General features: G+C 66.2%; 12 protein-coding genes. 10 read left to right on the top strand and 2 right to left on the bottom strand.

Going from position 1 to position 16417, the window contains the following annotated elements; genetic code table 11:
• From AACH06_RS29360 to AACH06_RS29345, 4 genes are all read left to right on the top strand, one after another.
• Positions 1-1232 (top strand): putative bifunctional diguanylate cyclase/phosphodiesterase (locus AACH06_RS29360; RefSeq protein ID WP_341429380.1); only part of this gene is annotated, 1232 nt, incomplete at its 5' end.
• 26 nt (positions 1233-1258) lie between these two features.
• Complete coding sequence (locus AACH06_RS29355) at positions 1259-3046, top strand: GGDEF domain-containing protein (protein ID WP_341429377.1); 1788 nt, start codon at positions 1259-1261, stop codon at positions 3044-3046.
• 206 nt (positions 3047-3252) lie between these two features.
• On the top strand, positions 3253-5247 hold the full coding sequence (locus tag AACH06_RS29350) for a beta-1,3-glucanase family protein (protein ID WP_341429376.1): 1995 nt from the start codon (positions 3253-3255) through the stop codon (positions 5245-5247).
• A gap of 236 nt (positions 5248-5483) precedes the next feature.
• Positions 5484-7493 carry a beta-1,3-glucanase family protein gene (locus AACH06_RS29345; RefSeq protein ID WP_341429375.1) on the top strand — a complete coding sequence of 670 codons (2010 nt, stop codon included), beginning with the start codon at positions 5484-5486 and terminating at the stop codon, positions 7491-7493.
• Between the two features lie 90 nt (positions 7494-7583).
• Here AACH06_RS29345 and AACH06_RS29340 read toward each other — a convergent pair whose 3' ends face one another.
• Both AACH06_RS29340 and AACH06_RS29335 read right to left on the bottom strand, forming a co-directional pair.
• Positions 7584-8873, bottom strand: coding sequence for a cytochrome c (locus AACH06_RS29340; RefSeq protein ID WP_341429374.1), 1290 nt, complete (start codon positions 8871-8873; stop codon positions 7584-7586).
• Positions 8870-9670, bottom strand: a complete 801-nt coding sequence (locus AACH06_RS29335) for a c-type cytochrome (RefSeq protein WP_341429373.1) — start codon at positions 9668-9670, stop codon at positions 8870-8872. The genes AACH06_RS29340 and AACH06_RS29335 overlap by 4 nt, the downstream gene beginning before the upstream one ends.
• 192 nt (positions 9671-9862) lie before the next feature.
• Between AACH06_RS29335 and AACH06_RS29330 the strand changes: the two genes are divergently transcribed.
• From AACH06_RS29330 to AACH06_RS29305, 6 genes are all read left to right on the top strand, one after another.
• A complete protein-coding gene (locus AACH06_RS29330; protein ID WP_341429372.1) occupies positions 9863-10744 on the top strand; it encodes a COG3904 family protein in 882 nt (293 codons plus the stop codon).
• A gap of 79 nt (positions 10745-10823) precedes the next feature.
• Positions 10824-11615, top strand: a complete 792-nt coding sequence (locus tag AACH06_RS29325) for a DUF72 domain-containing protein (protein ID WP_341429371.1) — start codon at positions 10824-10826, stop codon at positions 11613-11615.
• A gap of 143 nt (positions 11616-11758) precedes the next feature.
• Positions 11759-12853 (top strand): hypothetical protein, encoded by a 1095-nt coding sequence (locus AACH06_RS29320; protein WP_341429370.1) that lies wholly within the window; start codon positions 11759-11761, stop codon positions 12851-12853.
• A gap of 201 nt (positions 12854-13054) precedes the next feature.
• Positions 13055-15091, top strand: a complete 2037-nt coding sequence (locus AACH06_RS29315; protein WP_341429369.1) for a serine hydrolase domain-containing protein — start codon at positions 13055-13057, stop codon at positions 15089-15091.
• A gap of 282 nt (positions 15092-15373) precedes the next feature.
• On the top strand, positions 15374-15601 hold the full coding sequence (locus AACH06_RS29310; RefSeq protein ID WP_341429368.1) for a hypothetical protein: 228 nt from the start codon (positions 15374-15376) through the stop codon (positions 15599-15601).
• A 242-nt stretch (positions 15602-15843) separates the two neighbouring features.
• Positions 15844-16302 carry a hypothetical protein gene (locus AACH06_RS29305; RefSeq protein ID WP_341429367.1) on the top strand — a complete coding sequence of 153 codons (459 nt, stop codon included), beginning with the start codon at positions 15844-15846 and terminating at the stop codon, positions 16300-16302.
• Positions 16303-16417: the final 115 nt, after the last annotated feature.

Here is a 16417-nt window from a genome sequence, read left to right as displayed (position 1 = left end):
TGCTGATCGAGGTGGCGGCGCGGCTGCGCAGCTGCGTGCGGCATTCCGACCAGATCGTCGAGGGCGTGGTCGAATCCGCCGGCACCCGCACCCACCGTTCGCTCGAAGCGGTGGGCCGGCTGGGCGGCGACGAGTTCATTGCCCTGCTGCCCGAGGTGGGCGACGAGCACGACGCGGAGCGCGTCGGCCAGCGCATCCTCGACGTGCTGCGCGAGCCGGTGTACGCCGGCGGCCAGGAATGCTTTGCCACCGCCAGCGTCGGCATCGCGCTGTACCCGCGTGACGGCACGAATGTGCACGACCTGATGCGCAACGCCGACGTGGCCATGTACCGCGCCAAGGACGACGGCCGCAACCGGCTCACCGTCTACAGCCCGCAGGGTGCCACCCGCGGCCGCGAAAAGCTGGAGCTGGAAACGGCGCTGCACAAGGCCATCGAGCGCGACGAGCTGGTGCTGCACTACCAGCCGCAGGTCGAGATATCGACCGGCCGCATGGTGGGCGTCGAGGCGCTGATGCGGTGGAAACGTGGCGACCAACTGGTGCCGCCGAACGAGTTCATCCCGCTGGCCGAGGTGACCGGCCTGATCGTGCCGATGAGCGAATGGGTGCTGCGCGAGGCGGCCAAGCAGGCTCACGTGTGGCAGCAGGAATTCGGCTTCGATGGGACGGTGGCCGTGAACATGCCCTACCGCATGTTCCTGCAGAAGGACATGGTCGAGCTGGTGCATGCCGCCGTGTTGCCCTATGGGCTGCCGCACCGCATGATCCAGCTCGAGATCACCGAAGAGAGCCTGGTCAAGGATCTCCAGAGCATCCAGCCGACGCTGCAGCGCCTGAACGAGATGGGCGTGCAGATTTCGGTGGACGATTTCGGCACCGGCTATTCGTCGCTGTCGCGCCTGACCGATCTGCCGATCTCCGAGGTGAAGATCGACCGCTCGTTCGTCAAGAACATGGCGGTCACCCACAAGGGCACGGCGGTGGCGCGCACCATCATCGCGCTGGCCCAGGTGCTCGAGTTGCGCGTGATCGCCGAAGGCGTCGAGACGCTGGCCCAACAGCAGGCGCTGGTCAACGAAGGATGCGACCTGATGCAGGGTTTCCTGTATTCCAGGCCCGTGCCGGGCGACCAGATCGGCCCGTGGAACCGGCAGCAGATCGTGGCCGGCCAGGGCGATTGGCAGCGCGGTCCGGCGCCCGTTCGCGCAAGACGAGACCACGGCACCTGATGCGCCCGCCAGGGAGGGAGTAGTCGTTGAAAGACGCGGCCAACAGCCAGACCCCAGCCCAGATCGCCAAAGCGGCGCTGCGCCGCCTGGCCATCGCAAAACAGGAACCCACCCCCGAGAACTACGCCGAGGCCTGGGCCCAGGAGATCGGCGAACCGGGCGGCGGCCTGCCGCCACGGGCCAAGCCCCTGATCGAACGGATCTCTCAGCGCGTGGCGGACGACGCCGCCCAGCGCACGGAGTTCGTCACCCAGATGATGCAGGGCCAGTGGGACGAGGCCCAGCGCTGCCTCGACCGCAGTGGTGAATCCGCGGCGGTGCAATCACAGGCGTGGGCACAGCTGATCGAGCGACTGGCCCGTGGGCTGGAGCGTGGCGGCAAGCAATGGACGATGGCGCGCAAGAAAGACAGCCTTCAGCGCGTGCTCGATTCCAGCCGCGGCGACATGCAGCGCATGCACCACCGCTTGAAGCAACTGGTGGGCTCCTGGGATGGTGACGAGGCGGCGCCGGGCGTGGATGCCGCTGCCGCCGCGGCCGAGCCCGAGAGTGCGCCGGCTCGCGGTGGCGAGAAGGTGACCCCGGCGGCTGCTGCACCGGACGCTGACACCCCCGCCCCCGAGCAGGACTGGCCCAAGGTGGTGGCCCCTTTGCATGCCACCGTACAGGCCGCGCTGCCGCCCGACTCAACGCGTGCCGCCGAGTTGGCCGATGAATTGAAGGCGGTGGCCGATCGCCTGGCTGGCGAAGGCGCGACGCCCGAACTGGTGGCTGAGACCGACGTGCTGTGCCAGCGGGCCCGAAGGCTGCTGGCGCATCGTCACCACCTGCTCGACCAGGTGCACAAGTTCAGCCGTGAGCTGAGCGAGGGCTTGACCGAGTTGGTGGAGGACGACAGTTGGGTGCAGGGACAAGTCGCTAGCCTGCGCGAGCGGCTCTCCGGCCCGCCGAGCGCCCGTGCGGTGCAATCGGCCAGCCAATTGCTCGCCCAGGCCCGTTCACGCCAGCGCGAACTGCGGGTAGAGCGAGACAAGGCACGCGATGCCCTCAAGGAGCTGATCCAACGCATGCTTTCCGAGTTGGGTGAGCTGGGTGAGCACACCGGGCGGTTCAGCGAGGGCATGCTGCGCTATGCCGAGACGGTGGAGCGTGCCGACTCGCTGGAATCGCTGGCCAGCGTGGTGCGGGAAATGGTCGAGGAAAGCCGCAGCGTGCACGCGCTGGTCAGCAACACCCGCGAGCGGCTCGCGGGCGAGCACCAACGCGCCAGCGAGCTCGAAGCCCAGGTGCGCGCACTCGAAGCGGAGCTCCGGCGCCTGTCCAACGAAGTTGGCACCGATGCCCTGACCCAGGTGGCCAACCGGCGCGGCCTGATGCAGGCCTTCGATGCCGAAAAGGCGCGTCTCGAACGTGACGGCGGCCCGCTGGCAGTGGGCTTGCTCGACATCGACAACTTCAAGCGGCTCAACGACAGCCTCGGCCATTCGGTGGGCGATCAGGCGCTGGTCGCGTTGGCTCAGCATGTGCGTCAATCGCTGCGACCGGTGGACGTGGTGGCACGCTTCGGCGGCGAAGAGTTCGTGGTGCTCTTGCCCGGGACGCCCGTCGAGGAAGCGCAGCGGGTGCTGACGCGGCTGCAGCGCCTGCTCAGTGCCAGCCTGTTCATGCACGAAGGCAAGGAAGTCTTCGTCACCTTCTCGGCAGGCGTCACCTCGTACCGCCTGGGCGAGAAGGTGGAAGACGCGCTGGAGCGCGCCGACGAGGCGCTCTACGAGGCCAAGCGCACGGGCAAGAACCGCACCTGCATCGCGTGACGATTCGCCGCTGACGCCCGCCCGTTCCGATCGTTCAGGACTTTCCCGCTGACAGCGCTGGACAAGCCTGAAAGCGCTTTCAAAAGTCGCTCCAAACTCCTAGGATTCGCGCCGCACCTCTGGCGGCTTGTTCAGCGCCGGTCGGTCGCGGGAACCACGCCTCGCGATCCTGCGATGGCGTCTGACAACCATTCGAGGAGACGGCAATGAAACGATGGATGGAGTGGCTCGTCGTCATGATGACGAGCTGGCTGCTCTTGCTTTCACCGGCACGGGCGCAGACTTCCGACGACTACACACAGGGCGTGGTGGTGGCAGGCAACACCGCCACGATCTGGTTCTCGCCCACGTCGTCGCAGACGACCTGGGTCGACCTCCACTACAAGGTCAACGACGGTCCGCAGCAGAACCTGGGCATGACCTGGGTCAGTGGCAACACGCGCTTCGAAAAACTGTTGCGCGAGCTGGTCACCGGCGGTGATGTGCTGACCTACAGCTTCACCTACAACAAGGGCACGCCGGCTTACGACACGCCGGTGTTCACCTTCACCGTCGGCAACGGCGGCCCCAACACGGTGGCCAAGCCCTCGTTCAGCCCCTCGCCAGGTAGCTATTCGGCGGCGCAGACGGTGACGTTGGCCACCACGACCGACGGAGCCGTCATCCACTACACCCTGGACGGCAGCAAGCCCACGCCCAAGTCGCCGGTCTACAGCACGCCGCTGTCGATCAGCAAGACGACCACGATCAAGGCCCGTGCCTACAAGGACGGGCTGACCAAGTCGACGATCAGCAAGGGCACCTACACCCTCACCAAGGGCAACGTGGCCACGCCGGTGTTCAACCCGGCCGGCGGCAACTATGCGTCGGCGCAGACGGTGACGATCAGCTCGGCCACGCCGGGCGCGGTGATCAAGTACACGACCGATGGCTCCGCCCCGACCGCGGCCTCGCCCACCTACGCGGGCCCGATCGCCGTGGCCAGCTCCAAGACGCTGCGTGCGGTCGCCCAGAAGACCGGGTATGGCGACTCGGGTGTCGAGACGGCGGACTACGCCATCGGCGTGGGCACCTGGAACAAGATGACCACCTTCAATGTGCTCAACGGCACGCGCGGCGCCTGGCGCGACGACCAGATCTACTGGGCCATCATCGGCCGCGACTGGAACACCGACCAGTTCGTGCATGTGGATGCTTCGGGCAACCTCGTTCCCATGCAGCTGTCGGACAACGGCGCGCTGATGAAGAACGGCAAGCCCTACAGCAACTACTTCTACACCTTGGCCCAGACGCGCTCGATCACCATCCCGCCGATCAATTCGGCGCGGCTGATGCTCAGTGTGGGCAGCCCGATGTACATCTCGATCAACGTCGACGTGAACGGCAAGATCGCTTACGCAGGCGCCAACATCGAGAACCCGGACGATCCCAACATCGATGTCACCTTCGACTTCGTCGAGATGGCGATCGTTCCCACGCTGGGCTTCTTCGGCAACACCACCCGTGTCGACCAGTTCGGCTTCCCGGTGAAGATGCGGGTGCAGGGGCTGGGCGGCTACGACCGCACCGTGGGCGAGACGGAAACGCGTGAAGCCTTGTTCACCGCCTTCCAGACCAAGACGCCCAGCGAGTTCCGCAGTTTGGCGCAAGAGCCCTACGCGCCATACCGGATCATGGCGCCGGCCCACGGCACCTTCCGCCGAGACGGGCCGCACGCGCACTACCTGGACACCTACATCGCCGATGTCTGGAAGCGCTACACCACCCAGACGCTGACCTTCACCAACGCGCAAGGCACCTTCACTGGCAAGGTCAATGGTGGCCGCTTCGAGTTCAGCGACGGACAAGGCACCTACATCATCGCCCGCGCGCCGACGACCGAAGAGGCCTTCCTCGGCAATGGTGTGCTGAACGACCCCACCGGCACGGCGCCGGGCACGCCCGCCTATGACAAGCAACTGCAGATTCAGGCGCAGATGTGCGCGGCCATCAATCGCCACATCGTTGAAGACCCCGAGCACTGGAGCAATTCCTCGTACTTCTACGCGCCCGGGCAGCCGGCGAACTGGTTCGCGAAGTTCTGGCACGACCACAGCATCGTGGCCCAGAGCTACGGCTTCCCCTATGACGATGTGTGGAACTACAGCTCGTCGCTGCACACGCCGGCACCGACCATCGTGGACGTGACCGTGGGCTGGTGATGCCCACTGCCTGGGCCCGCGCCTTCATGGGGCCGGGCGCGCCCAGGCGGCCGCCCGTGGCTGATGGCCCATTGCCGATTGCGTGATCTGAAACCGGTCGCAACGGCAAACTCAGTGCTTTCCCCAAAAGCATGGGGAAAGCGCTTTCAGTGTCGCGCGCATCGGCCTACCATCGCCGCGTCGGGAGGAGGGCAGCGGTTCTCGCTGCGGGATCCCAGCTTTGAATGGAGAAAACGATGCGACGATTCGCCGTCTGGCTGGCATTCGCCTGGGCCAGTCTTTTCCTTGGAATGCTGCCCGCGCAGGCGCAGACATCCGACGATTACACCCAGGGGGTGGCGGTCAGCGGCAGTGTCGCGACCATCTGGTTCAAACCGACGTCGAACACCACCAGCTGGGTCGACGTGCACTACAAGCTCAACAACGGGGCGCAGCAGAACATCCGGATGACCTGGGTGTCTGGCAACTCGCGCTACGAACAGAACGTGCAGCCGGTGGCGACGGGAGACGCCATCAGCTACAGCTTCACCTACAACAAGGGCACGCCGGCGTATGACACGCCGTGGTTTGCCTACACGGTGGGCTCGGGTGGCGGTGGCGGCGACAAGGTGGCTACGCCCACTTTCAACCCGCCCGGCGGCACGTACAGCGCCCCGGTGAGCGTGACGATCACGACGGCCACTTCGGGCGCCGCGATCCACTACACGCTGGATGGCACCACGCCGACCAAGACCTCGCCGACCTACACCGCGCCTCTGACGGTGAAGAAGGGCACGACGATCAAGGCGATCGGCTTCAAGTCGGGCCTGACCAAGTCGGCCATGGCCAAGGCGGTCTACAAGTTCAGCGACGGTGGTGGCGACGGCAACGCGGCCGCGCCTGTCCTGTCGCCGTACGGTGGCTCGTTCAGCGGCCCGACGCAGGTGACCATGACCAGCGCCACCGCGGGCGCCACCATCAAGTACACGCTCGATGGCTCGTCGCCCAAGGCCTCTTCCCCCACCTACACCGGGCCCGTCACGATCAACAGCTCGCAGACGCTGCGTGCCATCGCCACCAAGTCGGGCATGGGTGAATCGGGCGTGGTGACCGCCGACTACTGGATCGGTGTGGGCACCTGGAACAAGCGCACGACCTTCAACATGGTCAACAACACGCGCGGCGTCTACCCTGACTCGCAGGTCTACTGGTCCATCATCGGGAAAGACTGGAACACGGGCCAGTTCGTGCACGTCGATGCGAACGGCAACCTGATCCCGATGCAGGTGTCGGACAACGGCGCGCTGTGGAAGAACGGCGAGGCCTACACCAACTACTTCATCCCGCTGTCGCAAACCAAGTCGGTCACCATCCCGCCGATCAACTCGGCGCGCATGATGCTGAGCGTGGGCAGCCCGATGTACATCAAGGTGCTGGTCGACGGCAACGGCAACATCGGCTACGCCGGCGCGAACATCGAGAACCCCAGCGACCCGAACATCGACGTCTACTTCGACTTCATCGAGATGGCGATCGTTCCGGATGCGGGCTTCTTCGGCAACACCACCCGCGTCGACCACTTCGGCTTCCCGGTGAAGCTGCGCCTGCAAGGCCTGGGTGGCTACGACCGCACCGTGGGTGAAACCGAAACGCGCGATGCCCTGTTCGCCGCCTTCCAGGCCAACGTGCCCAACGAGTTCAAGAGCCTCGCTCAGGCACCTTATGCGCCGTACCGCATCGTGGCGCCGGGGCATGGCACGTTCAAGACCGATGGCCCGAACGGCCACTACCTGGACTCGTACATCCAATACGTCTGGAACAAGTACACCACCCAGACGCTGACCTTCACCAATGCGCAGGGCACCTTCACCGGCCAGGTGGTGGGAGGCCGCTTCCAGTTCACCGATGGCAAGGGCACCTACAACATCTACCGTGCCCCCAACACGCAAGAAGCCTTCCTCGGCAACGGCGTGTTGAACGATGCCACCGGCACCACGCCCGGCACGCCGGCCTACGACAAGCAGCTGCAGATCCAGGCGCAGATGTGCGCAGCGATCAACCGCCACGTCGTTGAAGATCCCGAGCACTGGAGCAACTCCAACTACTACTACCCGGGTGGTCAAGCCGCGAACTGGTTCGCCAAGTTCTGGCACGACCACAACGTGGCCGCGCAGTCGTACGGCTTCCCGTACGACGATGTGTGGAACTACAGCTCATCCCTGCACACCCCCGCGCCGACGGTCGCCACCGTCAGCATCGGCTGGTAATCGAACAACGTCGTTTGGGGACCGGGCCCGTGCCGTCAAGGCCGGGCCCTTTTTTCTGGGCGACGTGCCTTCGGCGGCAACCCGGGCCGATCAGCGGATGCGGCTGACCTGCAACGCCGACACTGCCGATGCGCGGTGGCCCCACGATTGCCGCAGGTAGGTGACCACCGCGGCGACATCGTCGTTGCTCAGCGTCTGTGCGAACGGCGGCATGCCAAAGGGCCGAGGGTTGCCCTCGGTGGTGGGCGCAAACCCGCCATGCCGCACCATTTGCACCAGGTTGTGAGGCGAAGGCCATGTCACCGCCCGGTTGCCCGCCAGCGCGGGGTAGATGCCGGCCACCCCCTCGCCCTGCTTGCCATGGCAGGCCGCGCAGGCTTGCGCATACACCTCGGCGCCGCGCAGCATGGCTTCAGGCGTGGCGGGTGCCGCCTCGGTCGGCGTCGAGGCCGCAACGGGCGGCAGGCTGATCAGGTACTGAGCCATCGCGTCGAGGTCGGCCTCATCCAGATGCTGGGTGCTGTCATGGACGACATCCGCCATCGGCCCCGAAACCGACGCGGTCGGCGACACGCCTGTCTTGAGCAGCTGCACCACCTGGGCTCGGGGCCACTGCTGCACACCCGCTTCGGCGGGATCGGACAAGGCCGGGGCGTACCACCCCCCGTCGGTCATCAGCCCACCACCCAAGCCCGCGTGCAGGCGCGCGGCACCCAGCGCGTTGCGGCTGGCGTGGCAGGCCGCGCAGTGACCGAGGCCCTCTACCAGGTACTTGCCTCGGTTCCACGCGTCGGACTGTTCTTCGACCGTGCTGAAGTGTCCGGCCCTGAAGTAGAGCGCGCGCCACACCGCCAGCGCCGGCTGGGTGCTGTACGGGAACCGCAGCGCATGAGCACGGGGCGGCTGCTTCACGGCAGGCACGCTGCGCAGGTAGGCGTAGACCGCGTCGACATCCTGCCGCGTCATCTGGGTGAAGCTGGTGTAAGGGAAGGCGGGGTACAGCAGGCGGCCGTTGCGCGAGCGGCCGTGGTGCATGGCGCGCCAGAACTCGCTGGCCGTCCACCGGCCCAGGCCGGTGTCGTCATCCGGCGTCAAGTTGGGTGCGAATACCGCGCCAAAGGGCGTTTCGATCGGGCGTCCTCCGGCCAGTGCCGCGCCGCCCGGCGTGGTGTGGCACCCGATGCAGTTGCCCGCCTTCACCAGATAGGCCCCGCGTGCCACATCGGCGCTCGGTGGTGAGGTCAGCGGCGTCTCTGGGGGCAAAGGCATCTCGCCGCGCACGTTGAGCCAGACGACGAGCGCGCCCAGCAGCGGCGCGGCGAGCGCCAGGCCCACCATGGCGCGCGTGGCGCCACGCCGCAGACGTCGAGCGGCGCTCATGGGGCGTGGCTCCCGCAGCGCATGGGCATCGGGCTGGTCGGGGCTGGCGCCGGGTGGGTGCCCAGGGGCAGTGTTTGCGCCGAAAGCCAGCGCGACACCACGGCAATGTCGTCCTCCGTCAAGCGTTGGGCGACGGTCGCCATGCAGTCTGGCTCGGCCGCCTTGCGTTGCCCGGTGCGCCAGGCGCCCAGTTGGCCGATCAGGTAGTCGGCGGGCAGGGTGAGCAGGCCCGGCGTGGCCGGCAGCATGCCGGCCATCTCGCGGCCATGGCACGACACACAGGCCGGGATCTGGCGCGACGGCGCGCCCTCGAACACGAGCTGTCTCGCCGCGGCTTGCTGGCTGGCTGCCAACGTGGACGGCTGAGCGGGCGGGTAGGGCAGATCCAGCTCGGCAAAGTAGCTCGCGATCTCGTGCAGGTAGTCGTCTGACATGTGCTGCAGCAGGTGCCGCATCGCCGGGAAATGCCGCTGCCCCGTCTTGAAGTGCTGCAGCTGGTTGTAGAGGTACGCGGCCGGTTTGCCTGCGATGCGGGGGTAGTAGCCCTCGTTCGTCGCACGCCCTTCCTTGCCGTGGCACACGGTGCAGGCCTGCATGCGCTGGGCGATCGTGTCTTGTACCGGTGGCAATTCGCCGGCCGGGGCCGAAGCGCCCTGCGCGGGGCCGCAGGCGCCGGCCAGTGCGAGCGCGAGGGCGAGAGCGAGGGTGAGAGCGAGTGTGGGGGCGTTTGTGGGGGTGGGCCCGCGCGAGAGCGCCGGCCACACGCGGGCCGGCCAGCCAGATTCGAGTTGAAGCATGGTGCGATGGTGCCAAAGCTCGGTGCACCCCGCCGGGTAGGCGATGAAAAACATCGGCACCCATGACCTGCATCAGGGGAGACAGGGCCCGTGCCGGCAGCCGGAGGAATAGCGGGTGGCTGGTGCCTCTTCTCCGGGCATGGGCGCGGCACCGTCTTCCTAGCATGGTGGGCAGAACCTCCTGCCTTGCCGATGCCCGCTTTCGACACGTCTTCACCGCGTGCGGCCACTGTGGCCCATCAAGCCGCGCGGGCGCTGGGCGAATCGGCTTGGCTGGCCCAGGCGGCACCGCTCTTGGTGCTGGCCCTGCTGGCGGGGCGGGCGGCGGATGACGCGCAGAGCCTCCAGCTGTCAGCGCTGCTGCAATTGACGGGATCGGCGCTGCTGGTCTTGTCGGTGGTGTGCTGCAAGGTGGGCGTCTGGCGTGCCGCCAGCCACCGGGCGCGGCGCGGCGCCACGACATCCACCTGGTTGCTGAAACTGTTGGTGCTGGCGGGTGGCCTGGCCTTCAGCTGGGCATTTGCAGCCCGCCACAACGGGGCCCAGACGCTCGAAATGGGCCGCATTGCGATCGGCATGGACCCCGTGGCCGCGGTGGACCTGCGCATGGGGCCCGACGGCCATAGCCTGTTGTTGCGTGGCACGCTGGGCGCGGGCTCTGCCGAGCGCGTGCGCGATTGGTTGCATCACCACGCTGGCATTCGCACCGTGCGGCTCGAATCGGCCGGCGGCCGCTTGTTCGAGGCCGAGGGCATTGCGGCGGATGTGCGGCGCCTGGGCCTCGATACCCACGCCGAGGGGCTGTGCGCCAGTGCCTGCACGATGGTGTTGCTGGCCGGGCGCCAACGCACGGCCTCACCGGCGGCCCGCATTGGCTTTCATCGGCCGAGCTTCGCGGGGGTGGATGACGACCGCAGCGTCGACGCCGATGTGTTGATGCGCTACTACCGCAACGCCGGCATCGCACGCGCCTTCATCGACAAGGTGCGGGCCACGCCCAGCCGCTCGATGTGGTTTCCGTCGCGACAGGAGCTGGAGCGCCACCGCGTGCTCACGCAACCCTTGCCGACTTGACCGTCTCTGATGCGCATGGCCCTGCGCAGCCCGCACACAGGTATGCTCGCCAGCCTTCGATCTCGCTGGAGACCCGGGCATGAGCGATATTCGTGTGGGCATCGGTGGCTGGACTTTCGAGCCCTGGCGCAACAATTTCTACCCCGCGGGCCTGCCGCATGCCCGTGAGCTGGAATACGCCAGCCGCCGCTTGAGTGCCATCGAGATCAACGGCACCTACTACAGCACACAGAAGCCCCAGACCTTCGCCAAGTGGCGAGACGAGACGCCCGACGACTTCGTGTTCTCGCTGAAGGCCACGCGCTTTGCGACGAACCGGCGGGTGCTGGCCGAGGCTGGCGAATCGATCGAACGCTTCATCGGCAGCGGCATCGCCGAGCTGGCGCACAAGCTGGGTCCGATCGTCTGGCAGTTTGCACCCACCAAGCGTTTTGATCCGGCAGACTTCGAGGCCTTCCTCAAGCTGCTGCCGCCTGCGGTGGGTGACCGCCCTTTGCGCCATGTGATGGATGTGCGGCACGAGAGCTTCAAATCGACGGAGTATCTCGGCCTGGCACGCCGCTATCGGGTGGGCACTGTCTTCACCGATTCCGATGACTATCCCGCCATCGCCGACCTGACTGCCGACTTCGTCTACGCCCGCATGATGCGCACGCAGCCGCAGCTGCCGTGTGGCGTAGAGCCCGAGGTGCTTGACCAGTTGGCGGCTTGCGCGCGCGTGTGGCGCGAGGGCGGCCAGCCCGCGCGTTTGCCGTTGGTCGAGGCGGTGGAGCCCCCGTCAGCGCCACGCGATGTCTTCATGTTCTTCATCAGTGGCGCGAAGGAGAAGGCGCCTCTTGCGGCGATGGCGCTGCGTGAACGAATCGCCTGAATGGGCCCGCCTCGGGCCTGCAGGTGCGTCTGGATGTAGGCGTGCCCCCAGGCGGTGGCCACAATCCGTCACATGCGCTCACAGACTTTGGTCAGGTAGCCCCTATCTTGAAGGATGTGAACGCAACTGGAACCGTGGCAGCGATGATTCGACACCCGAAAACTCTCCCCTCTGGCAAGGGCGCGTCGCGCTTGTCCCTCGTGGCTTTGGCCCTGGCAGGCAGTGCCTATGCCGCTGCGCCGGGCACCGGCAACCCCGATGGCAACTGCACGGTGCCCACCGCCGCGCGCGCCGACAGCATTGCCAACGCCCGCGTGGTCGGCACCGGTTCACCGGCCAGCTGTACCTCTGAGGCCTTTGTGGCAGCGGTGGCCAAGGGGGGCGTGATCACGTTCAACTGCGGCCCCGATCCGATGACGATCACGCTCAAGGAGACCGCGAAGGTCTTCAACGACAAGCCCAATGTCGTGATCGATGGCGGCGGCAAGATCACCTTGAGCGGTGGCAACGCCAAGCGCATCCTCTACATGAACACCTGCGACCCGAAGCAGGTGTGGACGAGCAGCCACTGCGACACGCAAGACACCCCTCACCTGACGGTGCAGAACATCACGCTGTCCAAGGGCAATTCCAAAGGGCAGACCTATGGCTTGTCCGAGGTCTACGGCGGCGGTGCCATCTATGCGCGGGGTGGCCGGCTGAAGGTCGTCAACACCCGCTTCTTCCGCAACAGCTGCGAAGGCACCGGGCCGGATCTGGGCGGTGCGGCGATCCGCGGCTTCGGCGCTTCGCCGACCACGCCCGTCTACATCACCAACAGCACCTTTGGTGGTGGCGAGTACTACGGCAACAGCTGCTCCAACGGCGGCGCCATCAGCGGCCTGGGCACCAACTTCAGCATCTACAACAGCCTGATCAGCTACAACAAGGCGGTGGGCAACGGGGCGAATCCGGCCCAGCCGGGCACGCCGGGTGGCGGCAGCGGGGGTGGCATCTACCAGGATGGCAACGCCATCAACCTGACGCTGTGCGGCACCAAGATCCAGCATAACCATGCCAACGAGGGCGGCGGCGCGTCGTTCTTCGTAAGCAACAACCGCACGGGCACGATGTCGATCACCAACTCGACCCTGATCGACAACCCGAACGACAAGTTCGAGACCAGTGGCCTGCCGGGCATCTTCATCCTGGCCAAGGCCGGGCAGCCGGTGGTCACCAACTCGCAGATCAAGCGCTGAACACGCGTTGAACGCGCCGCGGGCCGGCGCTGAGTGAGCCTGATCCAGGGGCGCCTCGTGCAAACGAGGTGCCCCTTTCGTCGTTCCATGCCGCGATTTCTTCGCCTGGGCATGCTCGGGTGTACAGGGCCGGGCGGCCCTTGCATCATGGTGCCCTTGGATTTTTCACAGCCTTGTCTTGCCCGAAGAGGAGCGGCCTTGATGCGTGCCCTGCACCGTGTTGCCTTGTCGATGACCTTGCCGTGGGTTGCCACGGTCCTTGCCCCGGCTGCCGCGCTGGCTGCCGCTGCGGCGCCGGCCGCTTCGCCGGCCAGCGCGCCGGCCCATGCTTCGGCCACGGCGGCTGCCCCCCTGGCGCAGGACACACCCAGCACCACGGTGGCTGGCAACACCTTCATCGCCCCGGCCGGTTGGCGGCTGAGCGTGCGTGGCCCTGCCACGGTGCTGGAGGCACCGGAGGGCGGCTCCTGGCTGGCGCTGGTCGACGTGGATGCAGCCGATGCGAAGGCTGCGCTGGCTGCGGCGTGGGCGGCCTACAAGCCTGACGCCACCTGGCCGATGAAGGTGGCCACGCCCGTGGCGCCCAAAGACGGCTGGACCGATCGCCAGAGCTTCAGCTACCAGACATCGCCGAACGAAAAGCGCGATGTCTCGGTCGAGGTGCGCCGCGCCAACAAGCTGTGGACGGTGATCATCTACGACATGGCCGGCGACGTGGGCGAGAAACGCAGTTCGCAGGTGGGCCAGGTCATGGGCAAGCTGTTGCCCAAGGGCTACCAGCGCGAATCGTTCGCCGGCAAGGTGGCGCACAAGATCGACGCGCCGCGTCTGGCCCAGCTCACCGGCTTCATCGAGCGGGCCATGGCAGCGACCAAGGTGCCGGGTGTCGCGTTGGGCCTGGTGCAGGACGGCCGGGTGATCTACTCCGGCGGCTTCGGTGTCAAGGAAGTGGGCAAGCCCGGGCGGCCCGATGGCGACACCCGTTTCATGATCGCGTCCAACACCAAGGCGATGGCCACCTTGATGCTGGCCACCCTGGTGGATGAACAGAAGATCGGTTGGGAATCGACAGCCGTGAGCCTGCTGCCGACGTTCAAGCTGGGCAACGACGAGACCACCCAGCAGGTGAAGGTGAAGCACCTCATCTGTGCCTGCACCGGCATGCCACGCCAGGATCTGGAATGGCTGCTGGAGTTCAAGGACATGACGCCCGCTGGCGCGATGACGTTGCTGGGCACCATGCAACCCACCAGCGGCTTTGGCGAGCTGTACCAGTACTCCAACCCGATGGCGGCAGCGGCCGGCTACATCGGCGGTCATGTGGCCCACCCTGACATGGAGCTGGGTGCGGCGTATGACCGGGCCATGCAAGAGCGTGTGTTCGGCCCCCTGAAGATGAACCACACCACGCACGACTTCGCACGTGCCAAGCAGGGCAACGTGGCGGGGGCGCACGCGCCGGATGTCGAAGGCCGGATGACCCATGCGGAAGACCGCACCAACCTGTCCGTCATTCCGGTGCGCCCGGCCGGCGGTGCGTGGAGCACGGTCAATGACGTGCTGCGTTATGTGCAGATGGAGTTGAACGAGGGCAAGTTGCCTGATGGCAAGCCGCTGTTGTCGCGCGAGGCGCTGCTGGCACGTCGTGCCCCTCAGGTGAAGGTGGGCACCGACATCAACTACGGCATGGGGCTGATGGTCAACACCGTTTACGGAACACCGGTTGTTCACCATGGCGGCGACATGATCGGCTTCCACAGCGACATGATCTGGCTGCCCGATCACAACGTGGGCGCCGTGGTGCTCACCAACGGCGATCCGGGCTGGATGGTGCGCACGGTGTTCCGGCGCAAGCTGTTGGAAGTGCTGTTCGACGGTCGGCCCGAAGCCGATGCGCAGATCACCGCCCAGGCGAAGGCCTTCTATGACGAGCTCGCGGCCGAGCGCAAGTTGCTGTCGCTGCCTGCGGACGCGGGGGTAGTGGCCCAACTGGCCAAGAGCTACCAGCATCCCGTGCTGGGCGAAATACAGGTGCAACGCCAGGGCGCCAACCTGAGATTCGATTTCGGCGAGTACGCCAGCGACATGGCCTCTCGCCACAACCCGGACGGCACCGACTCATTGCTCACCGTGGTGCCTGGCTTCACCGGCCTCGAGTTTGTGGTGGGCAAGCAGGGCGACAAGCGCACGCTCACGCTGCGGGATGCGCAGCACGAATACGTGCTGGTCGAACGCTGAGCCCGCCATCAGCGGCCCCCCGGCCGGACCCTGTGCGCAAGCAGGGCCGGCCATGGGCGCCTCAGCGCGCGCTTTGTTGCAACAACGCGGCAACCCGAGTGATCAGGCAAGGCGTGCGCCCGCGCGCGGAAATGCATCGGCCGAGCGCGTAGGAGAAACGCCCTAGGGGGAAATGGCCGAATCTGGATAAATTTGCCACCCGAACTGGCGCTTTTCTGTTTAAATTTGCCTCAAATCCTCCGTAAATCAGGGAAGCCACTGCCCATCAGAAGGAGTCCCCCAATGGCTGAAGTTCGCGTGCAGGTTCCAGACGAAATCATGGCGGAGCTGAAGTCCACGCTGGGTTTGCGTACCAACACCGACATCGTCGAAGAGGCACTGACGATGCTCAACTGGGCCGCCGAAGAGAAGAAAAACGGCCGCCAGATCTTTTCGGCCAAGCCCGATGGCAAAGATGTGACGCGCTTGGCCATGCGCTCGTTGATGAACAACGTGAGGTCAACCGTTTGAGCCCAGCAACCGTCTGACAGTCAGGGCCGCGCATGCGGCCGCAGCGTGGGCTTGCGCGCGGTCCTAAACTTGCTTCCAGCTCCCACGACGCTGGGAGGTCCGAATGGACGACTCCAATGAATACAGGGTGATCGCTCCGCGGCCTGTTCCACGCCGCAGGGCCGATGACACGCCGTCTTCTTTGGACACCCGAGACTGTCGGGAGGTCATCCCGCCGCGAGTTCCCACCAAGGAGGCGCAGCATGGACACGACGACCCAGGGAGCCGTCCCCTTCAAACTGGACGTTGATGCCGGCCGCTTGGCCACGCCCGCGTCCATTCCCGGCGCCACCTACGCCGACATGACCGGCCTGCAGCGCAGCGGCGTGCGCTTGGCCACTTGGCTGCTGGCGATGATGGCCGTGCTGGCGCTGGTGCTGTTGTCCATGGTGGCCTTCAACGAGTATGTGGCTCAGCCGCCTGAGGTGGCGACAGCGCAGATGTTGATCGAGCGCGCGGCGCACCGGTACGCCGAGGCGGGCCATCCCGAGACGCTCAAGCAGGCGAACGAACTGCTGGTGCATCTGGCGCAGGTGAAGCGCTCCAGCCGCGACTTCTGGCTGGGCTACAGCCAGTTCTTGCTGATGAACCTGCTGCTGCCGGTGCTCACATCGATCCTTGGCTATGTCTTTGGCACGGCCAGAGGATCGGGCGGGTCCTAGCCTGGATATTTCGCGAGTGAGCGGTCGGCAGCCCTGATTCCGAGGGCGTTGTTAGAGGTATCTGACGCCAATAACGACGCCTGTTGAGGAGAGGGCTGCCAATGCCAAAGTGTAC

Origin of the sequence: Ideonella lacteola (assembly GCF_038066555.1) — a bacterium.
GTDB classification, from domain to species: domain Bacteria; phylum Pseudomonadota; class Gammaproteobacteria; order Burkholderiales; family Burkholderiaceae_C; genus Ideonella; species Ideonella lacteola.
The sequence above is the reverse complement of the archived record's forward strand: the minus strand, read 5'-3'. Positions and strand labels throughout refer to the sequence as shown.

Bases quoted from the DNA above. Each gene is read 5' to 3' on its own strand.
- AACH06_RS29305 (WP_341429367.1), top strand. From the start codon at position 15,844: ATGGACACGACGACCCAGGGAGCCGTCCCCTTCAAACTGGACGTTGAT.
- AACH06_RS29320 (WP_341429370.1), top strand. From the start codon at position 11,759: ATGATTCGACACCCGAAAACTCTCCCCTCTGGCAAGGGCGCGTCGCGC.
- AACH06_RS29340 (WP_341429374.1), bottom strand. From the start codon at position 8,873: ATGAGCGCCGCTCGACGTCTGCGGCGTGGCGCCACGCGCGCCATGGTG.
- AACH06_RS29325 (WP_341429371.1), top strand. From the start codon at position 10,824: ATGAGCGATATTCGTGTGGGCATCGGTGGCTGGACTTTCGAGCCCTGG.
- AACH06_RS29345 (WP_341429375.1), top strand. From the start codon at position 5,484: ATGCGACGATTCGCCGTCTGGCTGGCATTCGCCTGGGCCAGTCTTTTC.
- AACH06_RS29315 (WP_341429369.1), top strand. From the start codon at position 13,055: ATGCGTGCCCTGCACCGTGTTGCCTTGTCGATGACCTTGCCGTGGGTT.
- AACH06_RS29350 (WP_341429376.1), top strand. From the start codon at position 3,253: ATGAAACGATGGATGGAGTGGCTCGTCGTCATGATGACGAGCTGGCTG.
- AACH06_RS29310 (WP_341429368.1), top strand. From the start codon at position 15,374: ATGGCTGAAGTTCGCGTGCAGGTTCCAGACGAAATCATGGCGGAGCTG.
- AACH06_RS29330 (WP_341429372.1), top strand. From the start codon at position 9,863: ATGCCCGCTTTCGACACGTCTTCACCGCGTGCGGCCACTGTGGCCCAT.
- AACH06_RS29335 (WP_341429373.1), bottom strand. From the start codon at position 9,670: ATGCTTCAACTCGAATCTGGCTGGCCGGCCCGCGTGTGGCCGGCGCTC.